Source organism: Amycolatopsis sp. WAC 04182 (assembly GCF_003947465.1).
Taxonomy (GTDB): domain Bacteria; phylum Actinomycetota; class Actinomycetes; order Mycobacteriales; family Pseudonocardiaceae; genus Amycolatopsis.
This window is the reverse complement of sequence record NZ_QHJJ01000002.1, coordinates 959,592-977,732: the sequence shown is the minus strand read 5'-3', so window position 1 is coordinate 977,732 and position 18,141 is coordinate 959,592. Positions and strand designations below refer to the sequence as shown.

The 18,141-nt window shown below is 70.2% G+C and carries 19 protein-coding genes; 16 read left to right on the top strand and 3 right to left on the bottom strand.

The window, feature by feature from the left end; genetic code table 11:
- The first annotated feature begins 33 nt into the window (after positions 1-33).
- The gene (locus DMH01_RS11810; RefSeq protein ID WP_125676710.1) at positions 34-615 is read left to right on the top strand and encodes a TetR/AcrR family transcriptional regulator; all 582 of its coding nucleotides are present in this window, start codon (positions 34-36) and stop codon (positions 613-615) included.
- A 35-nt stretch (positions 616-650) separates the two neighbouring features.
- A complete protein-coding gene (locus tag DMH01_RS11805) occupies positions 651-1,013 on the top strand; it encodes a helix-turn-helix domain-containing protein (protein ID WP_016332590.1) in 363 nt (120 codons plus the stop codon).
- Here the strand turns inward: DMH01_RS11805 and DMH01_RS11800 are convergent.
- The gene (locus DMH01_RS11800) at positions 998-1,645 is read right to left on the bottom strand and encodes a TetR/AcrR family transcriptional regulator (protein ID WP_125675927.1); all 648 of its coding nucleotides are present in this window, start codon (positions 1,643-1,645) and stop codon (positions 998-1,000) included. The two genes, DMH01_RS11805 and DMH01_RS11800, sit on opposite strands and share 16 nt — an antisense overlap.
- A 26-nt stretch (positions 1,646-1,671) precedes the next feature.
- Here DMH01_RS11800 and DMH01_RS11795 point away from each other — a divergent pair, with 26 nt between their 5' ends.
- The 5 genes from DMH01_RS11795 to DMH01_RS11775 all read left to right on the top strand — a co-directional run bounded on the left by DMH01_RS11795 (position 1,672) and on the right by DMH01_RS11775 (position 6,357).
- Complete coding sequence (locus DMH01_RS11795; protein WP_125675925.1) at positions 1,672-2,214, top strand: PH domain-containing protein; 543 nt, start codon at positions 1,672-1,674, stop codon at positions 2,212-2,214.
- The gene (locus tag DMH01_RS11790) at positions 2,211-3,716 is read left to right on the top strand and encodes a PH domain-containing protein (RefSeq protein WP_125675923.1); all 1,506 of its coding nucleotides are present in this window, start codon (positions 2,211-2,213) and stop codon (positions 3,714-3,716) included. The genes DMH01_RS11795 and DMH01_RS11790 overlap by 4 nt, the downstream gene beginning before the upstream one ends.
- Positions 3,717-3,856: 140 nt before the next feature.
- Positions 3,857-4,618, top strand: a complete 762-nt coding sequence (locus DMH01_RS11785) for an isocitrate lyase/phosphoenolpyruvate mutase family protein (RefSeq protein WP_125675921.1) — start codon at positions 3,857-3,859, stop codon at positions 4,616-4,618.
- A gap of 10 nt (positions 4,619-4,628) precedes the next feature.
- The gene (locus tag DMH01_RS11780) at positions 4,629-5,648 is read left to right on the top strand and encodes an aminotransferase class V-fold PLP-dependent enzyme (protein ID WP_125675919.1); all 1,020 of its coding nucleotides are present in this window, start codon (positions 4,629-4,631) and stop codon (positions 5,646-5,648) included.
- A gap of 88 nt (positions 5,649-5,736) precedes the next feature.
- Complete coding sequence (locus tag DMH01_RS11775) at positions 5,737-6,357, top strand: hypothetical protein (protein ID WP_125675917.1); 621 nt, start codon at positions 5,737-5,739, stop codon at positions 6,355-6,357.
- An 86-nt stretch (positions 6,358-6,443) separates the two neighbouring features.
- Here DMH01_RS11775 and DMH01_RS11770 read toward each other — a convergent pair whose 3' ends face one another.
- Entirely contained in the window at positions 6,444-7,370 is a 927-nt protein-coding gene (locus DMH01_RS11770; protein ID WP_125675915.1) for a ferritin-like domain-containing protein, read from the bottom strand.
- A 135-nt stretch (positions 7,371-7,505) separates the two neighbouring features.
- On the opposite strand from DMH01_RS11770, the gene rimP reads away from it, so the two are divergent.
- The 7 genes from rimP to DMH01_RS11735 all read left to right on the top strand — a co-directional run bounded on the left by rimP (position 7,506) and on the right by DMH01_RS11735 (position 14,309).
- Positions 7,506-8,045 carry a ribosome maturation factor RimP gene (gene rimP / locus DMH01_RS11765; protein WP_125675913.1) on the top strand — a complete coding sequence of 180 codons (540 nt, stop codon included), beginning with the start codon at positions 7,506-7,508 and terminating at the stop codon, positions 8,043-8,045.
- Positions 8,042-9,082, top strand: a complete 1,041-nt coding sequence (gene nusA / locus DMH01_RS11760) for a transcription termination factor NusA (RefSeq protein ID WP_034312226.1) — start codon at positions 8,042-8,044, stop codon at positions 9,080-9,082. Before rimP ends, nusA begins: the two co-directional genes overlap by 4 nt.
- 23 nt (positions 9,083-9,105) lie before the next feature.
- Entirely contained in the window at positions 9,106-9,408 is a 303-nt protein-coding gene (locus tag DMH01_RS11755) for a YlxR family protein (protein ID WP_125675911.1), read from the top strand.
- 145 nt (positions 9,409-9,553) lie between these two features.
- Positions 9,554-12,589 carry a translation initiation factor IF-2 gene (gene infB / locus DMH01_RS11750; protein ID WP_125675909.1) on the top strand — a complete coding sequence of 1,012 codons (3,036 nt, stop codon included), beginning with the start codon at positions 9,554-9,556 and terminating at the stop codon, positions 12,587-12,589.
- 74 nt (positions 12,590-12,663) lie between these two features.
- Positions 12,664-12,957, top strand: a complete 294-nt coding sequence (locus tag DMH01_RS11745; RefSeq protein ID WP_125675907.1) for a DUF503 domain-containing protein — start codon at positions 12,664-12,666, stop codon at positions 12,955-12,957.
- Positions 12,958-12,985: 28 nt separating this feature from the next.
- Positions 12,986-13,462, top strand: a complete 477-nt coding sequence (rbfA, locus tag DMH01_RS11740) for a 30S ribosome-binding factor RbfA (protein WP_125675905.1) — start codon at positions 12,986-12,988, stop codon at positions 13,460-13,462.
- On the top strand, positions 13,443-14,309 hold the full coding sequence (locus tag DMH01_RS11735; RefSeq protein WP_199745444.1) for an alpha/beta hydrolase-fold protein: 867 nt from the start codon (positions 13,443-13,445) through the stop codon (positions 14,307-14,309). Before rbfA ends, DMH01_RS11735 begins: the two co-directional genes overlap by 20 nt.
- A gap of 497 nt (positions 14,310-14,806) precedes the next feature.
- On the opposite strand, the gene DMH01_RS11730 is transcribed toward DMH01_RS11735, so the two are convergent.
- Positions 14,807-15,850 carry a TRM11 family methyltransferase gene (locus DMH01_RS11730; protein WP_199745443.1) on the bottom strand — a complete coding sequence of 348 codons (1,044 nt, stop codon included), beginning with the start codon at positions 15,848-15,850 and terminating at the stop codon, positions 14,807-14,809.
- Positions 15,851-15,890: 40 nt separating this feature from the next.
- Here DMH01_RS11730 and DMH01_RS11725 point away from each other — a divergent pair, with 40 nt between their 5' ends.
- Both DMH01_RS11725 and DMH01_RS11720 read left to right on the top strand, forming a co-directional pair.
- Entirely contained in the window at positions 15,891-16,889 is a 999-nt protein-coding gene (locus DMH01_RS11725; protein ID WP_125676708.1) for a bifunctional oligoribonuclease/PAP phosphatase NrnA, read from the top strand.
- A gap of 44 nt (positions 16,890-16,933) precedes the next feature.
- Positions 16,934-18,097, top strand: a complete 1,164-nt coding sequence (locus DMH01_RS11720; RefSeq protein WP_125675901.1) for a preprotein translocase subunit SecY — start codon at positions 16,934-16,936, stop codon at positions 18,095-18,097.
- Positions 18,098-18,141 lie beyond the last annotated feature (44 nt).

The window sequence follows — 18,141 nt, the reverse complement described above, 5'->3', positions numbered from 1 at the left end:
CCACGACGCACGCAGGAGGAACGCAGCGCCGCGATGCGCGTCCGGCTGCTCGACGCGACGATCGACTGTCTCGTCGAATACGGCTACGCGGGGACCACGACCACCCGCGTCGCGGATCGCGCCGGCGTGACCCGCGGCGCGCAGGTGCACCATTTCCCGACCAAGACCGACCTCGTCACCTCCGCGATCCGGCATCTCGCGGCCAAACGCGCCGAGGTCGCGATGGCGGAGATCGACCGGCTCAAGGCGTCGGCGGACCCGGTCGGGGACGCGTTGCAGCTGCTGTGGGAGATGCACCAGGGGCCGGTCTTCTCGGCGACGGTGGAGCTGTGGGTGGCGTCGCGGACCGACGCGGAACTGCGCGCCCAGATGGCGGTGGTCGAGCCGATCGCGACGAGCAGCCTGGTCGAGTTCGGCAAGGCGCTGCTGCCGGACCATTCGGCGCATCCCGAGTTCCTGCACGCGGTGTACACGGCGATGGACGTCGTCCGCGGCATCCTCATCGCCAGCTGGGCGACCCGCGACCAGACCGAACTGGAGGCGCGCTGGGAGCGCGGCCGCCGTCATCTGATCCTGCTGTTCGAGGCGCTGATGCAGCCCACTCCCTCTCACTAGGCGTGTTACTCTCCCGGGGAGAGTGAGGAGGTCACGTGCTCGGAAACCCGTACGACCCCGACTGCCCCACCCGCGCGTTGCTCGACCGCATCGGTGATCAGTGGACCGTGCTGATCGTCGGCGTGCTCGGCGACGGCCCGCTCCGGTTCACCGAGATCGGCAAACGCGTGCGCGGCATCTCGCAGAAGGTCCTCACCCAGACGCTGCGCAGCCTCGTCCGCGACGGCATCCTGACGCGCACCGCGTACCCGGAGATCCCTCCGCACGTCGAGTACGAGCTGACCGCGCTCGGCCGCAACCTCGCCGAACCGCTCGAGATGCTCGACAAGTGGGCTCGCGTCCACATGGGCGAAGTGCTCGACGCGCGCAAGAACTACGACGGTCAGCTCACCGCCTGACCGAACAGCCGGTCGAGGTAATAGTCCACAGTGGACAGCGCCTCGTCCGGAGTGCGGTGCTTCATCACGATGTTGGTGCCCTGGGAATCGGCGAGTGCCCAGAGGACCGCGGATTCGTGCATCGGGTCGGCCGACTTGTCGACATCGCCCGCTTCCTGTCCCTGCCGGATCAGGATGGCGAACAGTTCGAACAGCTGGGGGACGCCGTCGGTGAACGCGGCCGCGAACGACGGGTCGGAGATCGCGCGGATGAAGAACGCGACGCCCATCAGCCAGTCGCCTCGCCCGCGCTCGTCGAGCGGCAGGATCTCGACCATGATCGCGCGGATGATGGCCTTCGGTGTCGACGGCAGTTCGCCGGCCTCCAGCTGGGCCTTGATACGCGCCTCGTAGACCTGTGAGCGGCGTTCGACGGCGAACAACAGCATCTCGTCCTTGGTCTTGAAGTAATGCTGCACCAAACCCATCGACATGCCCGCTTCGGCGGCGACGTGCCGGAGGCTGACTCCTTCGAGGCCGCGCGTGGCCGTCAGTCTCGTCAGCGCCTCGGCGATCTCCGCTCGCCGCGCGGCGTGATCCACCTGCTTCGGCACCTTCACCGCCCGTTCCCGATGTTTGCCATGCGATCGCATTGCCACTACTGTCCGACGCTATTACGATGCGATCGCATTGTAAACGCTCGTCGGGGGTGATTTCGGTGGAAGCCGAACGGGGGAAGGTGCGGTTGAGGCCGCCGCGGAACGCGCTGGATCAGCGGGTCGTGGGCTGGTGGCGGCTGCAGGGAACGCTTTTCTGGGGTGCGCCGGTGCTGGTGCTGGTGGTGCTCGGGCTGCTCATCGCGCCCGCGCGCTTCTGGCTGCTGACACCGGCGGCGGTGTTCGCGGTGGCGGGGCTGATCTGGGTGATCGCGATGCCGCTGTGGTGGTTCAAGGTGCATCGCTGGGAGGTCACGGAGACGGCGGTGTATGCCCGCTCCGGGTTCTTCTGGCAGGAGTGGCGCGTCGCGCCGATGTCGCGGATCCAGACCGTGGACACCCTGCGCGGTCCGCTGCAGCAGCTGTTCAAGCTCGCGACCGTCACGGTCACCACGGCGTCGGCGCGGGGCGCGGTCAAGATCCGCGGGCTCGACCACGAGCTGGCCGCGAGCCTGGCGGAGCAGCTCACCGAAACGACGCAGGCGACGCCGGGGGACGCGACATGACCTCGGGCGAGTTCGAAGGCTGGAACACGCTCGACAAGCGGACGCTCGCCGTCACCGCGGTGACCATGACGGGCGCGGCCGTCGGCGCCGCGATCCCGACCACGGCGGCGATCGTGGGCGGCGGCGCGAGATTCTGGGTCGCGCTCGTCTGGGTCGTCGCCGGTGGGGTGGTGCTCGTCGGCGGTGGCGTGCTGGCGGACCTCTTCTATTGGAAGGGCGTGCGCTACCGGGTCACGCCGGACCGGCTGGAGACGGCGTTCACCCTGGTCTTCCGGTCACGGAAATCCCTTCAGCGGGAACGGATCCGCAACGTCGATCTGACGGCGAACCCGTTGCACCGGCTGTTCGGTGTCGCGGTGGTGACCATCGGCACCGGCTCGCACGAGTCGGGCGGGCAGGGCCGGATCAAGCTCAACCCCGTCGCACGCGCCGAAGCCGAACGGCTGCGCGCGGACCTGCTGCGTCGCGCGGAAACCACGGAGGCCGACGAGGACGCGCCGCTCGCCGAACTGGACCGGAGTTGGATCCGCTACGCGCCCATGTCGTTCCTCACGCCGACACTGGGGCTGGCCGCTGGCGGCGGCCTGATGCAGGTCTCCGAATGGGCGGGACTGCAGCAAGGCCTGATCGACTGGGTGATCGGCCTGTTCCGCGGTATCCCGCTGGTGGTGGCGATCCTGATCCTGCTGGCGATCGCGATGGTCGTCGGGCTGGTCGGCGCGCTGGGCCTGTGGATCGAGATGTGGTGGAACTTCCGGCTCGATCGCGAACCCGGTGGCACCCTGCGGGTGCGCCGTGGCCTGTTCACCACGCGCTCGATCTCGATCGAGGAGCGCCGGATGCGCGGCATCGACCTCGTCGAGCCGCTCGGGAACCGGATCTCCGGCGCGGCGCGCGTCGACGCGATCGCCACCGGCATGCGGCAAAGCGACGACAAGGACAAGACCGACTACCACACCCTCCTGCCCGCCGCGCCCGTCGCGACGGCCAACCGGGTCGCCGCGGCGGTCCTGCGCGAACCGGTCTCGCCGACCGAAGCCGTCCGGCTCACCGGGCATCCCCGCGCCGCGCGGGGACGGCTGCTGCGCTGGTGGGTCGGTTCGGTGGTGGTCCTGCTGGCGATCTTCGCGCTGCTCGGCTTCCTGCTGACCGACGTCCTGCTGGTGATCGGCGCCGCGCTCGGTGTCGTGCTGCTGCCGGTGTCGGTGCTGCTGGCGCTGGACGCTTATCGCAACCTAGGGCACGGGATCACCGGGCGGTACCTCGTCGGACGGCACGGGACCGTGCGGCGGAGCACGTTCGCGCTGGAACGCGAAGGCGTGATCGGGTGGACGGTGAAACAGTCGATCTTCCAGCGGCGCAAGGGATTGCTGACCGTCGTCGCGACCACGGCGGCCGGCGGCGGGGCGTACTCGGTGTACGACGCGGGGGAGGAGCAGGGGCTGCTTTTCGCGGAGGAGTCGGTGCCGGAGCTGCTGACGCCCTTCCTGGAACGGGGCTGACGGGGCCGTCCGCTGGCGCCGGTGTTGCGAAAGCCACTTTCGCAACCCTCAACGTTGCGAAAGTGGCTTTCGCAACGTCGGCGGAGGCGCCACTCAACGCTTCGGTCGTCGCCGAAGCGTCCACTGGTTACCGTCGTGCCATGACCGCATTCGCCGCACTGCACGTTCCCGGTTCCCCGCTGCTCCTGCCGAACGTCTGGGAGTTCGGCACGGCCGCCTTCCTTGCCGCGCAAGGCTTCCCGGCGCTCGGCACGACCAGTCTCGGGGTCTCGGCCGCCGAGGGCGAGCCGGACGGTGCCCCGTCCTCGAAGGACGCCACCGTCCGGTTGGCGCGGCGGCTCACCGGGTTGGACGCGCTGATCAGCGTCGACCTCGCCGACGGGTTCAGCGACGATCCGGGCGAGGTCGGCGCGCTGGCGGCGGAGCTCGCCGAAGCCGGTGTCGCGGGCATCAACCTCGAAGACGCGCTGGGCGATCCCGTGCGGCACGCGGCCAAGATCGCGGCGGCGAAGGAACGCGCTCCCGGTCTCTTCGTCAACGCGCGGACGGACACGCATTGGCTGGGGGAGCCCGACATCGGTACCACGATCGACCGCTCTCTGTCCTATGTGGACGCGGGCGCCGACGGGGTGTTCGTGCCGGGGCTCGCCGAGCCCGCGGACGTCGAGCGGCTGGTGAAGGCCGTCGGGGTGCCGGTGAACCTGTTGTTCCTGCCCGGCAAGGTCACCGTCGCGCGAGCGGCCGAACTCGGCGTCGCCCGGGTCAGTCTCGGGTCGCTGCCGTACCGGATGGCGCTGGCCGCCACGCTGCGCACGGTGGAGGCCGTTCGCGACGGCGGTGAACTCCCGCTGACCCCGCCGTCGTACGCCGACGTCGCCGCCCTGCTCCCGGAATCTCATTAATCTCGGGAGCATGCAGACCTTCGGAGCCGAATTCGCCGCCCCGCCCGGTTATCTGAACACGCCCAGTATCGGCATCCCGCCGTCGCACGTGGCCGACGCCGTCGCTGAGGCGGTCGAGCGGTGGCGCCGCGGCGAAGCCCGTCCGGCGGACTTCGACGAGCCCGTCGCCCGGACCAGGGCGGGATTCGGCGCGCTGATCGGGGTTCCGGCGGAGCGGGTCGCGATCGGGGCGTCCGTCTCGCAGCTGATCGCGAACGTGGCCGCAGGCCTGCCCGACGGCGCCGGCGTGCTGGCCGCCGCGAACGACTTCACGAGCGTCACCTTCCCGTTCGCGGCCCAGGCGCACCGCGGGGTGAAGGTCACCGAAGTCCCGTTGGCCGAGCTGACCGCCCGCGTCGAGGGGCACGACCTCGTCGCGGTCAGCGTCGTCCAGTCGGCCGACGGTGCCCAGGTCGATCTCGGCGCGCTCCGGGCCGCGGCCGAGGCGGCGGGCGCCGCGGTCCTGCTCGACGCCACCCAGGCCGCCGGCTGGCAGCCGCTGGACCTCGGCTGGGCCGACTGGGTGGTCGCCGCCGGATACAAATGGCTGCTCGCGCCGCGCGGGGCGGCGTGGCTGGCCGCGCATCCGCGGGTGCTGGAGCGGGCGGTGCCGGTCGCCGCGAACTGGTACGCCGGGGAGGATCGCTGGCAGACCGTCTACGGCCTCCCGCTACGGCTCGCCGAGGGCACCCGCTCGCTCGACCTGTCCCCGGCCTGGCTCGCGTTCGTCGGCGCCGCGGCCTCGCTGGAGTACCTCGCATCCCTGGACCTCGCCGCCGTCCGCGCGCACTGCGTGGGGCTCGCCGACTCGCTCCTCGAAGCGCTCGGCTCACCCGGTCAGGGGAGCGCGATCGTCTCGCTCGACGCCGACGCCCGCCGGGTGGAGGAAGCGGGCATCGTGGCCGGTACCCGGGCCGGAAGGCAGCGATTCGGCTTCCATCTGTACAACACGGCTGACGACGTCGAACGGGTGATAAGCACGTTCAGGTGAACCGCCGGAGCGGCGTGAACTACCGTATGTTCCCGTGGTTGGTGCGCAATTTACCCCGGGACCGACGGAAACGGCCCGGCTTCAGCCGGTGCGACCGGCAGGGCCGGGCGGGCCGCCGTCCGCGCCGAATCCGCCGAGGGACACCAAGGGCCTGGCGCTGAAGGGCGCCGGACTGGTCGCCATCGCGGTCGTGTCCGCCCTGCTCTGGTGGCTGATCCGGCACGAGCCGGAACCCACCCCCGTCGCGGACCCGCCGTCGAAGAGCGGCCAGTTCCAGTACACGCTGGTCGAGGGGCCGCAGGTGACCACCGACTGCGCGAGCAAGGCCTACGGCGACACCAAGAAGTTCTTCACCGAGACGCCGTGCACGCGCCTCTCGCGGGCGCTGTACACGACCGAGACCGGCGGGAAGAAGGCGCTGGTGTCGGTCGTCCTGGTCACCATGCCCGGCGAGGTCACCGCGACCCAGCTCAAGGCGCTCACCGACAAGGACGGCACGGGCAACGTGTCCGACCTGGTGCGCGACGGGACCTTCAAGGCGCAGGGCGCCCCGAAGATCTCCGGGCAGGACGCGGCCTACGACTCCCACGTCACCGGGCCGGAGGTCGCCATCGTGCTGGCCGGTTTCTACAACAAGCAGACCGACAAGCAGCTGATCGAGCGGATCGCGACCGACGCGCTGCGGCTCTCGGGCGACCTGCGCCGCTGACCCGTGGGCTGAAAGCGTCCTTCACCGCATCTCACGCGGTGAAGGACGCTTTCGTCGCGTCACATGCGGGGAAAGTCCCCTTCAGCTCAGGCCGACTGGCCCGGCATGGCGATCGCCACCGGCTTCGCGCCGAACTCCGCCCGCCACGCCGTCCCCCGCCGCGCCGACCCGATCAGCGCGTTCAGCGCCGTCGTCCGCAACGCCGCGTCGTCCGTCCGGTCGATCACGCCGAGCCAGGCCGAAGTCGCGTCCGCCTCGGCCGTGGCCACCAGTTCCATCGCCGAGTTCGCCTCGGTCACCGGCCTCGGCGGCACGTACGCGGCCTCCGGACCGGTGGGCGCCTGACCCGCCGCGGACAGCATCCGCTCGCAGACGTCCCGTCGTTTGACGTGCTCGGCCGTGCCCCGGGCCACCGCGCCGGTGAAGGCGGCCGGCAGGTACGCGCTGACCAGCCCGTACACCCAGATCGCCGCGTGTTCGGCGGCCAGCGCCTGCTGGACGGCCTCCGCCGTCTCCCCGCCGAGCTGCACTCCGGCGGGCACCTCGACCGCTCCGGCGTCGTCGCCGCGGCCGAGCTTCTCCGAACTCTGCTGCAGCGCCGCGCAGCCCGCCGCGATCGAGGCGACCATCCCGGCGCGGTAGCGGGGCAGCGAAGGCACGAGGCCCTCGGCCTGCTTACGGGCCTGGGCCAGTCGTTCCTTGAGGCCGTCCACCGACGACGGCGGGTTCTCGGCGGGACCGGACTGCTCCGGCTTCGGCCGGTTGAGCCGGTCCACCTCGGTCTTGAGCGCGGCCGCGTGCGCGGCCCGCGCGGTGGCGACCTCTTCGCCCTCGGCGCCCAGCGCCTTCGCGCCGGCCGCGTCTGCCTCCGCCGCGCGCAGCAACGGGCCCAGCGGGTCGGGGCTTTCGTCGAAGCCGGGGGAGCAGGCGGACGCCAGCGGCACGGCCAGCGCGGCCAGCGCTCCCATCCGCAGGAAAGTGCGACGGCTCGGCTCTGTCGATCTTCCGGTCACGCCGCCCCATCCTGCCAGTACCCCGGACGGGGCCGCCGCTCGCGCGTCACGCGGGGGTGACCGGATAAGCTGGACCACTACCGAACCCGGATCCACGCCGCCGGGTCGCCCACAGCCGAACAGGAGCGCTCCACCGTGCCCAACGACCTCGCCAGCAGGCTGGAGCCCATCGTGGCCGAAGCCGTCACGGCCGCGGGTTTCGACCTCGATTCCTTCGAGGTCCAGCAGGCAGGCCGCCGCCAGCTGGTCAAGGTCGTCGTCGACGGTGACGACGGCGTCGGGCTGGACGAGGTGGCGAGCGTCAGCCGCGCCGTCTCCGCCGCGCTCGACGAGAACGAGCACGTGATCGCCAGCGCGTACACGCTCGAAGTCACTTCGCCGGGTCTCGACCGGCCGCTGACCTTGCCACGCCACTGGCGGCGCGCGAAGTTCCGCCTCGTCAAGGTCACGCCCGCCGAGGGCGCGGCGTTCATCGGCCGCGTGGGGCACGCGGGGGAGAAATCCGCGCGAGTGCTCGTGGACGGTGAGATCCGGGACGTCCCCTACGCCTCGGTGACCAAGGCGGTCATCGAGATCGAGTTCAAGCAACCACCTGCCGAGGACCTGAAACTGTTGGAAAACGATGCGTCGGCCCTGAACGCCGCCACCACGGAGCCGAAGGAGGAGCCGAAGTGAACGTCGACATCGCCGCGCTGCGCGCGATCGAACGGGACAAGGACATCCCCTTCGAGACGGTGATCGAAGCGATCGAAACCGCGCTTCTCACCGCGTACAAGCACACCGAGGGCCACCAGCCGCACGCCAGGATCGACATCGACCGCAAGAGCGGGCTGGTCCGCGTCCTCGCGCACACCCTCACCCCGGACGGCCAGACCGACGAGGAGTGGGACGACACCCCCGAGGGCTTCGGCCGGATCGCGGCGACCACCGCGCGGCAGGTCATCCTGCAGCGGCTGCGTGACGCCGAGCACGAGAAGACGTTCGGCGAGTTCTCCGCCAAGGAGAACGAGATCGTCGCCGGCGTGGTGCAGCGTGACGCCAGGGCCAACGCCCGCGGCATGGTCGTCATCCAGGTCGGCGACATCGAAGGCGTGCTGCCCGCGATCGAGCAGGTGCCCGGTGAGACCTACGAGCACGGCGACCGGATCAAGGCCTACGTCGTGACCGTCTCGCGCGGCAACCGCGGCCCGCAGATCACGCTGTCCCGTTCGCACCCGAAGCTGGTGCACAAGCTGTTCGCCCTCGAGGTCCCCGAAATCGCCGACGGCACGGTCGAGATCGCCGCCGTCGCGCGGGAGCCGGGACACCGGACCAAGATCGCGGTCCGGTCGACGGTGCCCGGCGTCAACGCCAAGGGCGCCTGCATCGGCCCGGTCGGCGCGCGCGTGCGCAACGTGATGAGCGAACTGGCCGGCGAGAAGATCGACATCATCGACTTCTCCGAGGACCCGGCGAAGTTCGTCGGGAATGCGCTGTCGCCCGCGAAGGTTGTGTCCGTACAGGTCGTCGACGAGCGGGCCAAGACCGCTCGGGTCGTCGTCCCGGACTACCAGCTTTCGCTCGCGATCGGCAAGGAAGGGCAGAACGCCCGCCTCGCCGCCCGGCTCACCGGCTGGCGGATCGACATCCGCAGTGACGCCGCCCCTGAGCAGGGTGACGAAGCACACGCCGGGCAGGCGCGGCCCGCCGCGGCAACCGGTTCGGCTGAGTGAAGGTCGAAGCGCTAGACTTACGAGTGGTTCAGAGCCCGCGGCCGGGAACCGACCCCCAGCATGACCGGGAAACCCCGGTCCGCACGTGTGTGGGTTGCCGTAAGCGGGCCTTGATCGGCGAGTTGCTGCGAGTGGTCGCGGCGGACGGGCGGCTGATCGTCGACGAACGTCGGCGGTTGCCGGGCCGGGGTGCTTGGTTGCACCCCGTGCCGGACTGTCTGGCCAAGGCCGAGCGGCGCAGGGCGTTCCCCCGGGCACTACGTGTTCCAGGGTCGCTCGACGCCCAGGGTGTCCACGAACGCCTGGAGCGGCACGCCGAAGGCTAAAGGGCGCCGGGACATCCCCGGTGCCGGATGGAATCAGGAAGCAGGTCGACCCGTCATGAGTCAGCCGTGAAGCTGAATCAATGAACGCGCGACAATAGGACGAGGTCTGCGGGTCTGCCGCCGGCCTCCCCAGATGAGGAGAGCTGTGCCAGGCAAGGCCCGAGTACATGAGCTCGCGAAAGAGCTCGGCATCACCAGCAAGGAAGTTCTCGCCAAGTTGAAGGAACAGGGCGAGTTCGTGAAGTCCGCGTCGTCCACCGTCGAGGCGCCGGTCGCCCGTCGTCTCCGTGACGCGTACCCGTCCAAGGACGGCAAGAAGAAGCCGGTTCCGACCCCCGGCCCGCGTCCTTCGCCCGCGCCGCCCGCGAAGCCCGCTTCCCCGGCTCCGGCCGCGAAGCCCGCTCAGCCCGCGCCCGCGGCGAAGTCCGAGGCCCCGGCCGCCCCCGCGGCGTCCGCTCCGGCAGCGCCGGAAACGTCAGCCCCGGCCCAGCAGTCGTCCCGTCCTTCCACTCCGGGCGTCCGCCCGGGTCCGCGCCCCGGCCCCCGGCCGCCGGCGCCCAAGGAAGAGGTCGCTCCGGCGGCGAAGGCCGCTCCGGCAGAGCCGAAGCAGTCCGAGCCCAAGGAAACCCCGGCGGCCCCGGCCACCCCGCCGGCGTCCCAGACGCCGTCGCAGGGTTCGGTCGTGCCGCCGAAGCCGCAGGGCCCCAAGCCCGGCGGCCCGAAGCCCGGCCCGCGCACCCCGCGCGTCGGCAACAACCCGTTCGGTGTGGGTTCCGGTTCCCCGGCCCCGCGTCCGTCCGGCCCCCGTCCCGGTGGCGGCCAGCAGGGCGGCGACAACCGTCCTCCGCGTCCCGGTGGTGGCCAGGGCGGCGACCGTCCGGCTCCCCGTCCCGGTGGCGGCGCTCCCGGTGGTAACCGGCCGAGCCCGGGCAACATGCCCCCGCGCCCGAACCCCGGCATGATGCCGGGCCGTCCGGCCCGTCCGGCCGGTGGTCCCGGTGCCGGCCGCGGTGGTCCCGGTGGCGGAGCCCGTGGTGGCCCCGGCGGCGGCGCTCGTGGTGGTCCCGGTGGCGGCGGCGGAGGCTTCCGCGGCGGTCCCGGTGGTGGCGGCGGCGGTGGCGGTTTCCGTCCCGGCGGCGGCGGTGGCGGCGGTTTCCGTCCCGGTGGCGGTGGCCCCGGTGGCGGCGGCGGTGCCCCGGCCGGTGGCGGCGGTTTCCGTGGCGGCGGCGGTCGTGGCGGTCCTGGCGGCCGTGGCGGTACCGCGGGTGCCTTCGGGCGTCCCGGTGGCCCCTCGCGCAAGGGCCGCAAGTCGAAGCGGCAGAAGCGCCAGGAGTACATGGACAACATGCAGGCGCCCAGCGTCGGTGGTGTCCGTCTGCCCAAGGGGCAGGGCGAGACGATCCGCCTGCCGCGTGGTGCCTCGCTGACCGACTTCGCCGAGAAGATCGACGCCAACCCGGCTTCGCTGGTGCAGGTGCTCTTCCACCTCGGTGAGATGGTCACCGCGACGCAGTCGGTGTCCGACGACATCCTGGAACTGCTCGGCGGCGAAATGAACTACAACGTTCAGGTCGTCAGTCCCGAGGAAGAGGACCGGGAGCTGCTCGAGACCTTCGACATCACCTACGGCGAAGACGCGGGTGAGGAAGAGGATCTGCAGGTCCGTCCGCCGGTCGTGACCATCATGGGTCACGTCGACCACGGTAAGACCCGCCTGCTCGACACGATCCGCAAGACGAAGGTGCGCGAAGGTGAAGCCGGTGGCATCACCCAGCACATCGGCGCCTACCAGATCGAGACCGAGCTCGAAGGCAACCCGCGTCTGATCACCTTCATCGACACCCCGGGTCACGAGGCGTTCACCGCCATGCGTGCCCGTGGTGCCAACTCGACCGACATCGCGGTGATCGTGGTGGCGGCCGACGACGGTGTGATGCCGCAGACGGTCGAGGCGATCAACCACGCGCAGGCCGCCAAGGCGCCGATCGTGGTCGCGATCAACAAGATCGACAAGGAAGGCGCGAACCCGGACAAGATCCGGCAGCAGCTGACCGAGTACGGCCTGGTCGCCGAGGAGTACGGCGGCGACACGATGTTCGTCGAGATCTCCGCGCGGCAGAACATCAACATCGACGGCCTGCTCGAGGCGATCCTGCTGACCGCCGACGCCGCGCTGGACCTCCGGGCCAACCCGGACATGGAGGCCCAGGGTGTCGCGATCGAGGCCCACCTCGACCGCGGCCGCGGTCCGGTGGCCACGGTGCTGGTCCAGCGAGGCACGCTGCGCGTCGGTGACTCGGTCGTGGCGGGTGACGCCTACGGCCGCGTCCGCCGGATGGTCGACGAGCACAACGTCGACGTCACCGAGGCGTACCCGTCGCGTCCCGTCCAGGTCATCGGGTTCACCTCGGTGCCGGGTGCGGGCGACACCTTCCTGGTGGTCGACGAGGACCGCGTCGCCCGGCAGATCGCCGAGCGCCGCTCCGCCCGGACGCGCAACGCCCTCAACGCGTCGCGCCGCAAGCGGGTCAGCCTCGAGGACCTCGACTCCGCCTTGAAGGAGACGAACAGCCTCAACCTGATCATCAAGGGTGACAACTCCGGTACCGTCGAGGCCCTCGAAGCCTCGCTGGTGCAGCTCGAGGTCGGCGACGACGTCGAACTCAACGTCGTGCACCGCGGTGTCGGTGGCGTCACCGAGTCCGACATCGACCTGGCGACCGCGTCCGACGCGATCGTCCTGGGCTTCAACGTCCGTGCGCAGGGCAAGGCGACCGAGCGGGCCACCCGCGAAGGCGTCGACGTCCGGTACTACACGGTCATCTACCAGGCGATCGAGGAGATCGAGCAGGCTCTGAAGGGCATGCTCAAGCCGGAGTACGAAGAGGTCGAGCTCGGCAAGGCGGAGATCCGCGACGTCTTCAAGTCGTCGAAGATCGGCACCATCGCCGGTTGTCTCGTCATCTCGGGTGAGATCCGCCGCAACGCGCGGGCCCGCCTGCTCCGCGACGCGACCGTCATCGCCGAGAACCTGCCGATCAGCTCGCTGCGGCGGTTCAAGGACGACGTGGTCGAGGTTCGCGACGGTTACGAGTGTGGTCTGACGCTGGGGTCGTACAGCGACCTCAAGGTCGGCGACATCATCGAGACCTACGAGCAGCGCGAAAAGCCGCGTGCGTAAGTGACAAAGCGGCGCTCCCTCGCATCTGGGCGGGGGAGCGCCGCTTCACCTTCGAACCAACCCAGAACCCCCCCATGTTCGTAGGAGCTCTTGAGCTCGACATCCTGCTGGGCGACGTCCACTCGCTCAAGCAGAAGCGATCCGTGATCAAGCCGGTGCTGGCCGAGGTGCGCAGGCGTTTCGACGTCTCCGTCGCCGAAGCGGGCCATCAAGACCTGCACCGGCGCACGCTGATCGGTGTGGCCGTGGTCGCGGTGAGTGGCGAGCAGGTTCGTGACGTGCTCGACTCGTGTGAGCGCCTCGTGGCCGCAAGGCCGGAGTTCGACCTGCTCTCCGCCCACCGCCGGCTGCTCGGCCCGGATGACTGAATGAAGATCTTTCGAGGAGACGAATCCCATGGCCGACCCCGCTCGGGCTCGTAAGCTCGCCAAGCGGATCTCACAGATCGTCGCGCACGCGATCGAGCACGACATCAAGGATCCGCGGCTCGACCACGTGACGATCACCGACACGAAGATCACGGCGGATCTGCACGACGCCACGGTCTACTACACGGTGCTCGGCGAGAACCTGGAGTCCACGCCCGACCACGCCGGTGCCGCGGCGGCGCTCGAATCCGCCCGCGGTGTCCTGCGCACGAAGGTCGGCCAGGGCACGGGTGTTCGCTACACTCCGACGCTGGCCTTCGTGGCCGACAGCATTCCTGAGGACGCCAAGCGCATCGAAGACCTCCTCGCGAAGGCAAGGGAAGCCGACGCGGAGGTCGCCAGGCGGGCGACCGGGGCGCAGCACGCCGGTGAAGCCGACCCGTACAAGCCGCCGCGGGAAGAGGCCGAAGACGATGAGTTCGCCGATGGGGAGACCCGTAGCTGAGGGAGTGGGCCACGCCGTGAGCCGGCGTGGCCTGCTGCTGGGAGCCGCGGCTCTCGGTGGCTCGGCACTGGTTTCCGCTTGCGGTGCCGAGAAACCGCCCTTGCTGGGGCCGCCGCCGGTGGCCCCGCCGAGCACCCCGACGCCGCTCACCGAAGCGGTCACGGTGCAGAAGATGCGGTCCGCGGCGCGGAACCGCGACGTCAACCTCGTCATCATCGCGCCGGACGGGGTGTCCCGGGTCGGGCTGCCGGTCTGCGTCGCTCTCCACGGGCGCGGCGCCGACGCGCGGACTTTTCTGAACCTCGGCGTGCAGGACGCGCTGAACCAGGCCGTCGCGGCCGGGCGGCCCGGGTTCGCGGTCGCCGCCGTCGACGGTGACAACTACTGGGTGGACGTCGGCAAGGCCGACGACCCGCAGCGGATGCTGTCGGACGAACTGCCCGGCTGGCTCGCCCAGCGCCAGCTGCGGCCGCTGTCGGCGATGTTCGGGATCTCGATGGGCGGGTTCGGCGCGCTGCGCTATGCCCGCGACCACAAGAACCTCAAAGCCGTCGCCGTCGCGAGCGCGGCGTTGTTCGTGAGCTGGCCCGATGCCAAGTCCCGCAAGGTCTTCGCGGATCGCGCGCAATGGGAATCGCACGAGCCGCTGCTGCACACCGGCGACCTTTCCCCCGAATCGACCGGGGTGTGGTGCGGGAACTCGGATCCCTTCGCCCGCGCCGACCGCAAACTCATCAAGGCGCTGGACCCCGCCGTCGCGAAGATGACCCCCGGCGCCCACAACGACGACTACTGGCGCGAGATCATGCCGGACGTGCTGAAGTTCGTGGGGGAACGCATCGTCTGATCCCGCTGGGGGTCGTGAGTGGCGATTCGGGTTCTATAGAGGGGTAAGGCGAACCTGGCGTGTTTCCCAGCCGATGGCTCACTCGCGGGGCCTGACGTACCACAACTGTCCACAAAGGAGCCAATTCAGGCATTCGTGTCCGATTTAGGCGCTTTGCGTGGGGGTCGTGAGTGGCAATGGTCGTTCTAACGCTCTTTTTCACTCACGACCTCCGCGAGAACCGGACATAGTTACACTAATCGGGCGCGTAGTCGGCTAGACGTGTCCTTTATGGACACTTCGCGACGGGTCGGGCGGTAGGTCGGCCCGGGACTCTGCTGTCCAGGGTGGCCATCTCATTGCGAAGTCGGCGAAGACGGCCTGCGCGGCAGGGGTTCGTCCACGCCACGTTTGACTTACCCCTCAATAACCCGAAACGCCACTCACGACCCCCGGCACCGACCACGCCACCGTTGCCTTACCCCTCAATAGATGCGGGAGTTCAGAGATGCGGGAGTTCAGGCCGGTTTCGCCGCGACGATCAGGTCCCGCACGATCGCCTGGTCCACCCGGTGCGCGAACTCCGCGAACGGGCCGTCCTCGCGGACGTCCAGCCCGGCCTTGTCCAGGATCGCGGCGAGTTCCTCGCGGGGCGCGACGTTGGTGTTCCAGGAGATGCCGAGCGCGCCGCCGGGCCGCAGCACCCGCGTCCACACCGGGACCGCGGCCGCGAGCAGGTCGCGCGGGCTGCGCGCGAGCGACGCGTCCTGGGTGCGGTGGCTGCCGTGCTGCACGCCGTACGGGGCGTCGGTGACGATGAGGTCCACCGAGTTCGGCCGCAGCAGTTCGTCGGTGGTGAGCGTGTCGCAGTTGAGGTAGCTCAGCTTGCGGACGTCACCCGCCTTGTACTGCTCCTTGGTGATCCCGAAGCCGATGTCGAGCCGTCTGCCGAGGCGGACCTTGTTCCGACGCACCTGGCCGGCTTCGGCGCTGTGCTTGATCCGCTTCTGCTTCAGCCAGGTCTTGACGAACAGTTCGTAGGAGTCGAAATCCTTGCCGTCGACATCGAGGCCGGTCGCGTCGAAGCCGTACATCATCGCCTGGTTCAGCGTGGTGCCGCGGCCGCAGAGCGGGTCGAGCAGGTGCAGCGGCTTGTCCAGCATCGCGGCCGGGTCCGCCGTCGACATCAGGGTGACGTTGACGAGCAGTTTGGTGAACAACTCGTTCGTCTTGCCCGGGTACTTCTGGATGGTCAGCAGATCCGAGTCGAAGTTCGCGAGCGGGCTGATCGTCACCGGCTTCAGGACGCCGTCGCCGAGTTCGAACAGCGCGTACAGCGCGGAAAGGTTCGACAGGAGCGCGAGATCGCGTTCGCTCAGCGGGGCGGGCGTGGTGAAGGTGAGGTAGCCGACGCCGCCGAGTTCCGTCTCGCCGATCTCGGAGATCTCGGTCTCCAAGGCGGACAGACCGAACACCGCCAGCTCCGCGCGCAGCAGGGCCGGAGTGGAGTCGGTGTAGACCCGGTTGGCGGACGGGTAGACCAGGATCGCGTACTCGGACATCCGGTAGAGCGTAGCTTGACTGCTTGTGACAGCGACTCCAGTGCCGAACCTGAAGGAAGCCGCCGCCCTGCTGGCGCGCGCGAACGACGTGACCCTGCTCGGCCATGTCCGCCCGGACGCCGACGCGCTCGGCAGCGCGCTGGCGCTGGGCCGGGCCCTCCAGCTGCGCGGCGGCGTCAAGGTCCGTGTCTCGGTCGGCGAGCCCGAGGAGATGCCCGAGACGCTGCGGAGCCTGGACGTCGGCGGGCTTTACGTCCCCGCGAGCGAGCTGCCGGAGAGTGAGCAACTGCTGGTCGCGCTGGACACGCCCACTCCGGGCAGGCTCGGGAAACTCGCGCCGCGGGTGGACGCCGTCCGCGCGGCGGGCGGCGACGTCCTGGTGATCGACCACCACGCGTCCAACGTCTTCTACGGCACGCACCACGTCGTCGACGACACCGCCGAAGCCACGGCCGTCCTCGTTTTCGCGTTGCTGGCCGAACTCGGCACCGAGCTCGACGAGCCGATCGCGCGCTGCCTGTACGCGGGGCTCGTCACCGACACGAGCGGGTTCCGCCGGGCACGGCCGTCGACCCATCTGATGGCCGCGAAGCTGCTCGAAGCCGGTGTCGACCCGGACAAGGTGGTCCGCGAGATCGTCGACGATCACCCGTTCGCGTGGTTGCCGATGCTTTCGAACGTCCTCGCGGGTGCCCGGCTCGAACCGGACGAGGCACGCGGTTTCGGTCTGGCGCACGCCGTGGTGACCCTCGACGCCGCGCGCTCCGTCCGCGCCGAGGAGGTCGAAGCGGTCGTCGACGTCGTCCGGTCCACTCGCGAGGCCGGCGTCGCCGTGGTGCTCAAGGAAGCCGAACCGACGGGGCCGCGGCAGCGATGGACGGTGTCGCTCCGCTCGGCGGGCGGCGTCGACGTCTCGGCGGCCGCAGGGGAGCTGGGTGGCGGCGGACATCGCCAGGCGGCCGGGTGCACCGCGGAGGGGACGGCGGACGAGGTGCTCGGCAGGCTGCGGGAAGCACTGTCGAGGGCGCCGCTTTTGTGACGGTGTCATCGTAATTTCATCGGTGGTTCCTAACGTGAGCCACGATGAACGAGCGAGCCTCCCTCCGCCGCCGGATCCTGGTCACGCTGGGCGTGATCGCGCTGTTCCGGCTGGGCCAGACCCTGCCCACCCCTCACGTGACCGTCCGCGCGCCGGAAACCGATCACCCGCTGCGCTGGATCCTCGACCTCCTCACCGGCGGCGGCCTGGCCACCCTGCCGGTGTTCGCGTTCGGTGTCCTGCCGTGCCTGGCCGCCCCGCGACTCCTGCGGGGACTGATCGTCCTGATCCCGCGGCTGGCCGCGCTCCGCGCCGAAGGTGAAGCCGGCGCGCGGGTGCTGAAGCGGTACCAGCGGCGGCTCGTCGTCTTGCTCGGTCTATTGGGAGCCGTCGGCGTGGTCGTGTTCGGTGGGCAGGACGTCCTGGACGGAGCCGTGACGGTCGCGTGCCTGACCGCGGGTGCCGCGCTGGTCCTGCGGCTGACCGAGGTGATCACCGATCGCGGCTTCGGCAACGGCGTCCGGATCCTGCTGCTCGCGCAGGTCCTGGCGGTGCTGCCCGCGGAGTTCCTGCGCCTGTACGAAAAGACGGGCTGGGCCGCGATCGCGGTGACGACCGTGGTGACGCTGTCGATCACGGTGCTCACGATCGTCCTCGCGCAGGGGCAGCGCCGTGTCCCGGTGCAGTACGCCAAGCGGATGATCGGGAGGCGCGCTTTCGGCGGGACACCGACCTACGTTCCCCTTCGCTTCCCCCAAGCCAACAGTCCGGCCGTCGTCGCCGCGGTCTTGCTGTCGGTCCTGGTGTATTACCTCGATCTGGCAGATCCCCGGTGGCTCGCGGTCTACTTCGTCCTCGTCTGCCTCTTCGCCTTCATGCGGGCGGCCGCGGCGCAGGACATGACCAAGGTGGCGGGCGAACTGGTGCGGGTGGGCGGTTTCGTCCCCGGGATCCGGCCGGGGGACTGGACCGCCGAGTACCTCGACTACGTGAACCGCCGGATCCTCGCGTTCGGAGCGCTCTGCTCGGGGGTGGTCGCGCTGATCCCGGCCGCCGGTCTGGCCCTGCTGGACGGAGGCCCGGCGCTGCTCGTCGCCGGGGTGACGCTGCAGGTGGTCCTCGTCTTCCTCGTCAGTGTCTCGCTCGACACCACGCGGCAGATCGAATCGCTGCGCCGGCAACGGCGCTACGAACCGTTCCTCCGCTGACCGACATGGCGGGTTTCCCGGCGACTGGGACTGTCGTACCAGAC